Source organism: Mesorhizobium sp. LEGMi-168a (genome assembly GCF_058312955.1).
Genome location: NZ_JBZEGV010000001.1, coordinates 374,258 through 383,221 on the forward strand (window position 1 = coordinate 374,258; position 8,964 = coordinate 383,221).

General features: G+C 61.3%; 12 protein-coding genes and 1 tRNA gene. 9 read left to right on the plus strand and 4 right to left on the minus strand.

The annotated features are described in order from the left end of the window. The first annotated feature begins 163 nt into the window (after positions 1-163). Positions 164-541 (plus strand): hypothetical protein, encoded by a 378-nt coding sequence (locus AC4FWB_RS01940; RefSeq protein WP_491024078.1) that lies wholly within the window; start codon positions 164-166, stop codon positions 539-541. A 69-nt stretch (positions 542-610) separates the two neighbouring features. On the opposite strand, the gene AC4FWB_RS01945 is transcribed toward AC4FWB_RS01940, so the two are convergent. Beyond that, a complete protein-coding gene (locus AC4FWB_RS01945; protein WP_491024079.1) occupies positions 611-925 on the minus strand; it encodes a BA14K family protein in 315 nt (104 codons plus the stop codon). A 220-nt stretch (positions 926-1,145) separates the two neighbouring features. Beyond that, complete coding sequence (locus AC4FWB_RS01950) at positions 1,146-1,313, minus strand: hypothetical protein (protein WP_491024080.1); 168 nt, start codon at positions 1,311-1,313, stop codon at positions 1,146-1,148. Between the two features lie 151 nt (positions 1,314-1,464). On the opposite strand from AC4FWB_RS01950, the gene AC4FWB_RS01955 reads away from it, so the two are divergent. Further along, positions 1,465-1,540 (plus strand) — tRNA-Thr (locus AC4FWB_RS01955). A gap of 52 nt (positions 1,541-1,592) precedes the next feature. On the opposite strand, the gene AC4FWB_RS01960 is transcribed toward AC4FWB_RS01955, so the two are convergent. After that, positions 1,593-2,126, minus strand: coding sequence for a hypothetical protein (locus tag AC4FWB_RS01960; protein ID WP_491024081.1), 534 nt, complete (start codon positions 2,124-2,126; stop codon positions 1,593-1,595). 89 nt (positions 2,127-2,215) lie between these two features. Here AC4FWB_RS01960 and AC4FWB_RS01965 point away from each other — a divergent pair, with 89 nt between their 5' ends. Both AC4FWB_RS01965 and AC4FWB_RS01970 read left to right on the plus strand, forming a co-directional pair. Next, the gene (locus tag AC4FWB_RS01965; protein ID WP_491024082.1) at positions 2,216-2,863 is read left to right on the plus strand and encodes a hypothetical protein; all 648 of its coding nucleotides are present in this window, start codon (positions 2,216-2,218) and stop codon (positions 2,861-2,863) included. A 429-nt stretch (positions 2,864-3,292) separates the two neighbouring features. Beyond that, complete coding sequence (locus tag AC4FWB_RS01970) at positions 3,293-3,493, plus strand: DUF2905 domain-containing protein (protein WP_491024083.1); 201 nt, start codon at positions 3,293-3,295, stop codon at positions 3,491-3,493. 58 nt (positions 3,494-3,551) lie between these two features. On the opposite strand, the gene AC4FWB_RS01975 is transcribed toward AC4FWB_RS01970, so the two are convergent. Next, positions 3,552-4,166 (minus strand): TetR/AcrR family transcriptional regulator, encoded by a 615-nt coding sequence (locus tag AC4FWB_RS01975; protein WP_491024084.1) that lies wholly within the window; start codon positions 4,164-4,166, stop codon positions 3,552-3,554. A 92-nt stretch (positions 4,167-4,258) separates the two neighbouring features. On the opposite strand from AC4FWB_RS01975, the gene AC4FWB_RS01980 reads away from it, so the two are divergent. From AC4FWB_RS01980 to AC4FWB_RS02000, 5 genes are read left to right on the plus strand one after another with little or no spacing between them, the layout of a single operon-like run. Next, positions 4,259-5,341 carry a polyamine ABC transporter substrate-binding protein gene (locus AC4FWB_RS01980; protein ID WP_491024085.1) on the plus strand — a complete coding sequence of 361 codons (1,083 nt, stop codon included), beginning with the start codon at positions 4,259-4,261 and terminating at the stop codon, positions 5,339-5,341. Between the two features lie 9 nt (positions 5,342-5,350). After that, the gene (locus AC4FWB_RS01985) at positions 5,351-6,193 is read left to right on the plus strand and encodes an ABC transporter permease (protein ID WP_491024086.1); all 843 of its coding nucleotides are present in this window, start codon (positions 5,351-5,353) and stop codon (positions 6,191-6,193) included. A gap of 2 nt (positions 6,194-6,195) precedes the next feature. Continuing rightward, entirely contained in the window at positions 6,196-6,978 is a 783-nt protein-coding gene (locus AC4FWB_RS01990) for an ABC transporter permease (protein ID WP_491024087.1), read from the plus strand. Next, the gene (locus AC4FWB_RS01995) at positions 6,975-8,039 is read left to right on the plus strand and encodes an ABC transporter ATP-binding protein (RefSeq protein ID WP_491024088.1); all 1,065 of its coding nucleotides are present in this window, start codon (positions 6,975-6,977) and stop codon (positions 8,037-8,039) included. The genes AC4FWB_RS01990 and AC4FWB_RS01995 overlap by 4 nt, the downstream gene beginning before the upstream one ends. Positions 8,040-8,043: 4 nt before the next feature. After that, positions 8,044-8,805 (plus strand): MBL fold metallo-hydrolase, encoded by a 762-nt coding sequence (locus tag AC4FWB_RS02000; RefSeq protein WP_491024089.1) that lies wholly within the window; start codon positions 8,044-8,046, stop codon positions 8,803-8,805. The last annotated feature ends 159 nt before the right edge of the window (positions 8,806-8,964 follow it).

Genomic DNA, 8,964 nt, shown 5'->3' on the forward strand with positions numbered 1-8,964 from the left:
CTCGCAAAATCGCTGTACACCACTGGCGGCTCTGCCAAGGGCTGATCACAGCCAGGCCGAGCGCCTGAACTTGACCGTCTTGCCGCGGCGTTCGAATGCGTGCCAAAGGGCATGGATGCGGAAAACGGTTCAGCTTTTATCTGCCGCTTCACTTTGCGGATGCGTGGCGGCGGCACCTCAGCCCGATGCCGGCGGCCGGCGCGTCGATCCCATGCCGATCTCGCTCGCCCTGGAAGAGATCATCACCACCGGCGTCCGCCAGCGCTTGCACGACCCTGCCTCCGCGAAATTCGGGGAGATGCAGGCCGGCGAGCGGACGCTGAACGGCCGCCAGGAGATCGTGGTCTGCGGTACTGTCAACGCCAGGAACGCTTCAGGCGCCTATGGCAGCGAGGAACCTTTCGTCGCCAAGATCTACCCGGATGCCGGAAGCAGCTTCGAGCTCGTCGCGATGGGCGATGGATCGCCGAATGGCAGGTCTGTCGGCGAAGTCTGCCGCACGGCCGGATTGCCGATCCTTGACCCTGGCCCGAAGACTTAGCTCTAAGCACTCTGTTTCAACACGAAAAAGGGGCTGCCTGCAGCCCCTCTTCCCGTCGTTGGTCTCCTCTCAGAGGCGGCAGTAGTGCGGATAGCCGTCGTAGCCGATATAGGTGTCCGAGCCCGGATCATAGCTGGCGTAGCGGGCGAGGCAGCGGCGGACATGCCAGGAACCGCCGCCGTATTCGTCGACATAGACCGGCTGCGGCTGCTGCTGGGACAGAAGGCTGCCGAGGACGAAGCCGCCGACGCCGGCGGCGATGCCGATGCCAAGCTCGCGGCGATGATGGTGGTCAGAGGCTGCAGACGGCTGGACCGTTCCGGCGAGCGCGCCGGCGGCGACGGTGGTGGCGATAAGGCCGGAAACGAGTGTGCGCTTGAACATGATGATCTCCTTGGTTCGTTGACCGAGGCGATCCATCCGCCTCTTGATCGTCTGTCGCGGCGACCGGAGAAAAGGTTCGAAGATTTTTTCAGATTTTTTCGAGAGGCCTGAAACGGCCCTTTTCGAGGGCCGCCCCTTCTATCGGCACTACGATCGAAACGCGGGGCGGCAGCCAAGGCACAACAAAAGGGCGACCAAGACCGCCCTGTACTAACTCCGCTTAGCCCATGCCGGTGATGTGGCGCAGCCAGAAGGCAAGCGCGATGAAGCCGGCGATGGTGGCGACGCCGGTCCAGTCGATGTTGGCTTTCTTCAAATCGCTGACGGCTTTCACCAGAAGAAGCCAGGTCACGACGATGATCGGCAGGATGATGACGAATCTGATCATGCGGCACCCCGTTCGATGCGATTGCACCTGGCGAAGATGTAGGAAGCTCTGCGCCGCTTTTCAGCATGCCGGCTAAGCCACGCGGTCCATTAGCAACCCAAAACGGAGTTTTGTCTTTACTGGCGCAGGAAATGTGCTACCGGAGCGCCGTGCCCTTGTAGCTCAGCTGGTAGAGCAGCGGTTTTGTAAACCGAAGGTCGCGGGTTCGATCCCTGCCGGGGGCACCAGTGAATCGCTATTCGTCAATTTCACTTCGTGGATCGCGCCATCGCTATGAGATCAATCGAGGTCATGCGAGATTCGATCGGACGCGGTTCCCCCTGCGATTTGCCAGAGATGAATGAATAGATGTTGGACAGCGGACTCGAATTTTTTGCGGGCACTAGGCAATGCGAAATACCGGTCCGGAGCGCAGTTGAAGTTGTCGCATAGGGCAACGATAGCCGGCGTCTTGAAGTCGATTGGCACCCTGCTGTGAGCGAAAGCATTCCGTATCTCCCTTAGGAGGTCGAGATCGTCCCGCGTCTTTTCTCCATAGATGCCGATAGCGAAACCGATCCGAATCCTTGCGGAAAAGGAGCCAAGCGGCTTCATAATGCCAAACAATTCCTCAATTTCGTTCTTACCCAAGCCCTTTCTAAGTCGCGAGACAATGGCGTCCTTCAGAACGTTTTCTACCGCCGCAGCACCTATGGTAGCCGCGCCTCTTGGCCCATCCTGCTCCAATTCACGGGTCAGGACTTTAAGTTCGTCGTTAGTTGGTGGTTGCTTGAGAAGGGCCTTTAGCGCCTTCCTCGCACTGTCTGCGGACATACGCGACTCCAAATGGTAGCCTGCTCAAGGCCCGAAGCCGTCGTAGCTGGCTTGCGGCGGTCGAAAAAGGTAGCCTTAGGCGTCGCAAAATGTCGTTTCAAGATCGTGTCGACAAGATTGAAAAACTTGAACAAGAAATACTTCGGAAAGCATCCGGGCTGATTAAACCGGGTCGGCACATTTTCTTGGCAGATCTCTTTGTGCTTGGCGCTGTGAAACGAGTGCTCGCACTGGCGTCTGGGTTCAGGACATTAATGGCTGACCGAAACTTCACATCTTGCGCTTGTCTGTTGCGAATGCAAATCGACTCGGCTGCTAGGGTCAATGCGCTGAAGCTGGTGGAAAGCATGGATGCGCTATGCCAATCCGTTATGGCGGGCGGTAGATTCGACAAACAAAAGGATCGTGGAGGCCACTTTTTGAGAGACAGTCGGCTAATTGAGGAATTGTCGGCTGACTTCCCGTGGGTCACGAACGTTTACAAGGAAACTTCCGGCTTCGTGCATCTTTCAGAGCGGCACATGTTCGCATCGATGACGCAGGCCGACGACGCGACGGCGACCATGCACCTGACGATCAGCGCGACGGAACCAGATCGTCCCGATGAAGCATACTTTGAAATCTTGGATTGCTTTTTCGAGGCAACCAAAATGGCAGGAGCCGTAATCTTGGGATACGTAGCTTACTCGGGGCATATGGCGGCGGCTGCCAGCGCCGATCCATCTTCTTCCAAGTAAGTCAATGGCAAAGAAAACGACAACTGGCATTGGGCATCATATCGCCGTTTAGGATTTCCTGTCGCCGTTGGGATTTGGTGCCGGTGCCTCTCGACAGTCTCGTGGGGGCGGATCGACGTGTCCAGGCTCTGGCGATGCTTCCTTGTCGGGACGACGGACAGGAGGCTTTTTCGGGCCAGGCTTCGGTTGGATCTCTTTGACCTTGGTTGGCATATCCAGTTAACCAGCATCGCCAGCCCTTGTTCCCGACAAATGCCAAAGGTTCGGCCGCCTGAGCAGCCGTGTTTTGGGGAAAAGTGCCTTCGCGGCCAAGGTGGCGAGAGTGGCCCAGATAACCGAAAAGCCGGAAGCAGGCTTCGACCCTGGCCCTGGGGGCAAGACCCCGTCGTCACTATATTTCGGGCTAGAAGCTGTCCGGCAGGTGCTCCCATGTCGCGAACACTGATCGTCATTGGTCTCATGATAGTCGCCGCAGGCCTGCTGTGGCCCTGGGTGAGCCGCATCGGCCTCGGCAGACTGCCTGGTGATATCGTGATCGAACGTGAGAATTTCAGGCTCTACGTTCCCATCACCACCGGAATACTGATCAGTGCCGTGCTCTCGGCGATCCTATGGCTGATCAACCGTTAAGGGATGCTCAGGCTGCAGCGATTTGCTGAAAGTCGTGCTCACCGCGCCGTTGATCTTCTCACGCCCCGATCGCCGTCACCAATATCCGGTTCTGCCGCCTGATCGCCGCGCGCAATTCCGGTATCTTCGCCTCGTCGCGCTTCACGAACTCGATGAACATCATGTTCATGTTGTTGAAGATCAGCTCGCCCACCGCCGGGCCGTCGATGTCGGCGCGCACAAGGCCGATCTGCTGCAGCCGGGCGATCAGCGCGCTTATTTGCTCGGTCAGCGCGCGATCGAGCGCGGTGTAGGCCTGGCCGAAGGGGCTGTCGGGCAGCTGCGTCGAGATCGCCATCGCCTGCCGCCACATCTCCTTGCTCAGATAGTTCAGCGAGTGCTCGATATAGATGCCGATCAGCGTGTCCAGCGCATCGCCGACATTGGCCGGCGGGCTGGCGACCACCCCTCGCCCGGCATTCAGCACCTCGTTGACTTCCAGGGAGATGATGGCGCCGAGGATGTCGCCCTTGTTCTGGTAGTAATTGTAGATGGTGCCGATCGAGACCTCCGCCTGCGCGGCGATCGCCTCGATCTTGGCGCCTTCGTAGCCGGCCTCGCGGAACAGCGAGGTCGCCGCATCGATGATGCGGCGGTGCCGGTCCGCCTTCTGTCTTTCGCGCAATCCGCTCATATCGGCCTCTTTGCCAGAAAATCATAATTGACTCAATTTTAGAATTGGTTCAAGTTTTCTCCAACAAGCCAGCAAGGCAGGGAGAACACTCGATGACCATCAACGCCCGGAATCCGCTTTCCACCCTGAAGTCCCGTCTCGCCGCGGCCTGTGCGGCGACCGCACTGCTCCTCGCAGCGGGCAGCGCTCAGGCTGCCGATCTCAACGCGCTGATCTGGTGCGACCATGCCGATCCGGCGCTGCTGCAGCCCTTCGAGGAAGCCAACAACGTCAAGGTCAACGTCAAGGAATTCGAGGGCACCGGCGCCGGCTTGGCAATCGTCGAGCAATCGCAACCCGGCGACTGGGACGTGATGGTGATCGATTCCATCGACGTGCCGCGCGGCGTCGAGAAAGGCCTGTTCGAGCCGCTGCCGGAGGACAAGCTGCCCTTCGCCGACCTCTTCCCGGAAGTGAAGATGGACAAGTCCACCGTCGTCGACGGCAAGCGCTACGGCATCACCGAAAAGTTCGGCTACAACACCATCGGCTTCAACAAGACCAAGGTCGATCCGGCCGACATGCAGTCGCTGGCCTCGCTCACCAACGACAAATACAAGGGTAAGGTCGCCATCTACGACTACTATCTGCCGGTCATCGGCATGGCGGCTTTGGCCATCGGCAAGAAGACCGCCGACCTCACCGAGGCCGATCTGCCCGCGCTCAAGGCGGAACTCCTCAAGATGAAGGCCAACGCCAAGCTGGTCGGCGAAGTCACCGCCAGCCAGACCGCTTTGGCGACCGGCGAGGTCGATATACTGGTCGGCGGCGGCGAATGGGTGACGGCCGGCCTTGCCAAGGAAAACCCGGCGCTCGACTTCTCGATCCCGAAAGAAGGCGCAGTGCTCTGGTCGCAGTCGCTCGCCATGTTCAAGGATTCCAAGAACAAGGATATGGCGCTGAAGTTCATCCAGTACATCATGAGCCCGGAAGGCCAGGCCCGCCTTGCCACCTCCTCCTGCTACTGGGGCATGCCTGCGAACAGCAAGGCGGCGTTGACCGACGAGCAGAAGAAAATCCTGCGCTTCGACGAGCAGCCCGGCTTCCTCGCTCGCGCCCAGGCCTATCCGGCACCGAACGCCGATCTCGACAAGAAGATGCAGGATATGTGGACCGAAATGCTGCAGGCGCAGTAAAATCGGCCGATGAGCGCTACGGGAAACTCGCGTGCCCTGCCCTGGGCGCTGGTCACGCCGGCGCTGGCATGGACGTTGTTCTTCTTCGTGCTGCCCTTTGTCGCCATGGGGCTTTCAAGCCTCACGGCGCATGAGGGCGGCGCACTCACTTTAGCCAACTACACCCAGTTCTTCACCGATCCGTCCTACTGGCGGGCGATGGTGAACTCGCTGGAGGTGACGGCGATCGTCACCATGATTTCGATCCTGCTTGCCTATCCCTTCGCCTGGATCCTCGCCGAGCAAGTGCCGGAGCGCTGGCAGCGGCTGGCGCTGATGCTGGCCGTGCTGCCGTTCTGGACATCCTATGTCGTGCGCTCCTACTCCTGGCTGCTGGTGCTGGCGCAGAACGGCGTCATCAACCGGGCGCTGACCGGCATCGGCCTGATTGCCGAGCCGCTGCAGCTTGCCAACACGCGTTTCGCCACCGTCACCGGCTTCGTGCACTTCTTCGTCATGCTGTTGACGCTGACCATCTTCGCCAACCTCAAGCAGCTCAGCCCGAGCTACCGCAAGGCCGCCGCCGATCTCGGCGCCGGACCGGTGCGCACCTTCCTGCATGTCGTGCTGCCGCTGACCTTGCCCGGCATCATGGTCGGCGCCTTCCTGACCTTCGTGCTCTGCATCGGCGACTACATCACGCCGCAGATCCTCGGCGGCAACAATGAGCTGGTCATGCCGCAGCTGGTGATGATGCAGATTGGACGCCGCGGCGATTTCCCGTTGGCTTCCGCGCTGTCCATCATCCTGATGGCTGTCGTCACCATCGCCTATCTCGCCTGCGCCCGCTGGCTGAAGATCGAGCGGGCTTGACGATGCGCGCCGCAGTCCGCGTCGCCGCCTGGCTCTACGCCGTCGCCGTCTACGGCTTCATCTTCCTGCCGGTAGTCGTGCTGGTGCTGTTCTCTCTGCAGGCGACCTCGTTTCCGATCCCGCCCTTCACCGGCCCGTCGCTGCGCTGGTACCAGGCGGTTCTGTCCGACACGCGACTGACCTCGGCGCTGGTCAATTCGCTGCTGGTGGCGGTTCTTTCCTCGCTGGCGTCCGTCACGCTCGGCTTCCTCTCCGCTTGGGGTTTTGCGCGCTTCGTGCTGCCGGGCTCGGCGCTGCTGCGTGGGCTGATCACGCTGCCGCTCACGGTCAGTTATCTCATCATCGGCATGGGGTTGCTGGTGCTGTTCAACTGGGCCGGCGTGCCGAAGTCGCTGCTTGCCGCCGGCATCGGCCATGTGGTGATCAACCTGCCGCTCTGCTTTGCCATCATCTACAGCCAGATGGGCGACCACCAGATCAACATCGAGCGCGCCGCGCGCGACCTCGGCGCACCGGAATGGAAGGTGCTTCTTATGATCACCGTGCCGGTGATGGCGCCGGCCATTTTCGCCGGTTTCTTCCTGTCGATGACCTTCTCCTGGGACGAGTTCGTCATCTCCTTCCTGCTCACCCGTTTCGAGACGACGCTGCCCGTGGAAATCTGGAACCTGCTTCGCTCCGGTCTCAATCCCAAGACCAATGCCGTCGGCTCGCTGGTCTTTGCCGTTTCCATCGTCCTGGTGGTGTTTTTCGAACTGACCCTGCTGCGGAGAAAGCCGGCATGAGCGCGCCCCTCGTCGACATCCGCAACGTCTCGCACCGCTTCGGCCAGCTCCCGGTGCTGAGGAACGTCTCGCTCGCCATCGAGCCCGGCAGCTACACGATCCTGCTTGGGCCGTCGGGCTCCGGCAAGACGACGCTGCTGTCCATCCTCGGCGGCTTCGTCACGCCCAGCGAAGGTAAGGTGTTCATCCGCGGCGAGGACTGCACATCCGTGCCGCCGGCCAAGCGTCCGACGACCACCGTCTTTCAGGACTACGCGCTGTTTCCGCATATGAGCGTCGGCGGCAATGTCGGCTTCGGGCTGCGAATGCAGGGCGTCGACGGCGCGACGCGCGCGGCGAAAGCGCGCGAGGCGCTGGCTCTCGTCGGACTGGCCGCCGCCTTCGACAAGAAGCCGCACCAACTGTCCGGCGGCCAGCGGCAGCGCGTGGCGCTGGCCCGCGCGCTGGTCATCGAGCCGGCCGTGCTGCTGCTCGACGAGCCGCTCGGCGCGCTGGATCTCAAACTGCGTCGGCAGATGCAGGACGAGCTGAAGGCGATCCAGAAGCGCGTCGGCACCGCCTTCGTCCATGTCACCCATGACCAGGAAGAGGCGATGGCGCTGGCCGACCATTGCGTGGTGATGAATGACGGACGCATCGAGGATGAAGGTTCGCCCGAGCGGGTCTATGCGCGGCCGAAGACGCGCTTCTCCGCCACCTTCATGGGCGAGAGCACGATCCTTGCCGGCAAGGCCGGCGATTCCCGGGATGGACGCGTCACGGTCACGACAGAGCTCGGCCCGATCTCGCTGCCCGGCACTTCGCCCGCCGGCGCCGGCGTTGCGCTTGCCATCCGGCCCGAGCACCTCGTCCTCGGCGAAGCCAAAGGCGATGTCGCGCTGGGCACGGCCAAGGTCAGCGACGTCGTCTTCCAGGGCAGTTTCAAGCGCGTGCTGGCAGCCTCGACGCTGTATCCTGCCTTGCAGTTCATCGCCAAGGCGCCTGCATCTGCCGCCGTTCAGGCAGGCGACACAACGGCGGTTTCATGCAACGCTCAAGACATCATCCTGCTGGCGGACTGAGCAAATGAGCATGCTTCCGGTGATCGAGGCTCCGGACTGGTACGAAACCATCCGCATGAGCGACGACGTCACGCTCATCCACGAGCCGTGGATAAAACCGTTCTTCCGTTGCAACATGTGGCATGTGCGCGGCCGCGACCGCGACCTTCTGTTCGACACCGGCCTCGGCCACTTCAGTCTCAAGCGCCATGTGCCTCTGGTCACCGGGCGGAAGCTCGTCTGCGTCGCCAGCCACACACATTTCGACCATATCGGCTGCCATCACGAGTTCCCGGACCGCTGCGTGCATTCGGCTGAGGCAGACATCCTTGCCGACCCGCGCAACGAATGGACGGTCGCCGACCGCTACGCCACCGACGACATGTTCGATCGCTTGCCGGAGGGCTGGGACACAGCCAGCTACCGCATCCTGCCCGCTCCTGCCGGCCAGCTGCTCGAGCATGGAGACGTGGTCGATCTCGGCGACCGCGCCTTCGAGGTCATCCACACGCCCGGCCACTCGCCGGGCGGCATCGCGCTCTTTGAGAAAAAGACGGGCATCCTGCTTTCCGGTGACATCGTCTATGACGGGCCGCTGATCGACGACGTCTACCACTCGGACATCGATGACTATGTGGAGACGCTGCTTGCTATGCGCGACATCGACGTATCGGTCGTGCATGGCGGCCATTTCCCGAGCTTCGGCAAGGTGCGCTACCGCCAGCTCATCGACGAATATCTCGCGCACAAGCGCAAGGCCGGCTGCCACCTGCAGCAGGGCACCTGAACGATCCGACGCTATTTGCGATGCTGACTTAAAGCGCCCTTTGCGGACAGGGCGTTCCGGCGGCGTCGCCGCAGCGGGAAACCGTGGGCTGCTGCGGCCGCAAACTCATCTCTTCCGAATGCCGCACCAGTTCGGCGAACATGAGGGCGAAACTTCCCA

Coding starts and splice junctions, on each gene's coding strand:
- AC4FWB_RS01965 (WP_491024082.1), top strand. CDS start 2,216: ATGTCGTTTCAAGATCGTGTCGACAAGATTGAAAAACTTGAACAAGAA.
- AC4FWB_RS01980 (WP_491024085.1), top strand. CDS start 4,259: ATGACCATCAACGCCCGGAATCCGCTTTCCACCCTGAAGTCCCGTCTC.
- AC4FWB_RS01970 (WP_491024083.1), top strand. CDS start 3,293: ATGTCGCGAACACTGATCGTCATTGGTCTCATGATAGTCGCCGCAGGC.
- AC4FWB_RS01960 (WP_491024081.1), bottom strand. CDS start 2,126: ATGTCCGCAGACAGTGCGAGGAAGGCGCTAAAGGCCCTTCTCAAGCAA.
- AC4FWB_RS01975 (WP_491024084.1), bottom strand. CDS start 4,166: ATGAGCGGATTGCGCGAAAGACAGAAGGCGGACCGGCACCGCCGCATC.
- AC4FWB_RS01995 (WP_491024088.1), top strand. CDS start 6,975: ATGAGCGCGCCCCTCGTCGACATCCGCAACGTCTCGCACCGCTTCGGC.
- AC4FWB_RS01985 (WP_491024086.1), top strand. CDS start 5,351: ATGAGCGCTACGGGAAACTCGCGTGCCCTGCCCTGGGCGCTGGTCACG.
- AC4FWB_RS01990 (WP_491024087.1), top strand. CDS start 6,196: ATGCGCGCCGCAGTCCGCGTCGCCGCCTGGCTCTACGCCGTCGCCGTC.
- AC4FWB_RS02000 (WP_491024089.1), top strand. CDS start 8,044: ATGAGCATGCTTCCGGTGATCGAGGCTCCGGACTGGTACGAAACCATC.
- AC4FWB_RS01950 (WP_491024080.1), bottom strand. CDS start 1,313: ATGATCAGATTCGTCATCATCCTGCCGATCATCGTCGTGACCTGGCTT.
- AC4FWB_RS01945 (WP_491024079.1), bottom strand. CDS start 925: ATGTTCAAGCGCACACTCGTTTCCGGCCTTATCGCCACCACCGTCGCC.